Source organism: Shewanella sp. S1-49-MNA-CIBAN-0167 (assembly GCF_040310145.1).
Lineage (GTDB): Bacteria > Pseudomonadota > Gammaproteobacteria > Enterobacterales > Shewanellaceae > Shewanella > Shewanella psychromarinicola.
Genome location: NZ_JBEOPO010000520.1, coordinates 1 through 232, shown reverse-complemented (window position 1 = coordinate 232; position 232 = coordinate 1). Strand labels below are relative to the sequence as shown.

Below are 232 nucleotides of genomic sequence, written 5' to 3'. Positions count from 1 at the left end.
GTCTTAGCTAAGCCGTTGTCGGTAAAAGCCATTAAAGAAACGGTGCTAGCTGACTTTAGTGTATCGCGCACGCGCATTCAGGAAACGCTTGATGAATTACAGCAAGATTATCAAGAGCGGGGCGTACAGCTAGTTAAAGTCGCTAGTGGTTATCGTTTTCAAACTCAAGAAATACTCAGCCCTTATTTACAACCTCTGTGGCAAGACAAATCCCCTAAGTACTCTCGTGCAA

Annotated in this window: 1 protein-coding gene; it reads left to right on the top strand. The window is 44.4% G+C overall.

The window, feature by feature from the left end; genetic code table 11:
• The coding region (locus AAEZ00_RS22255) for an SMC-Scp complex subunit ScpB (RefSeq protein ID WP_351090226.1) at positions 1-232 on the top strand (232 nt) is incomplete at both ends.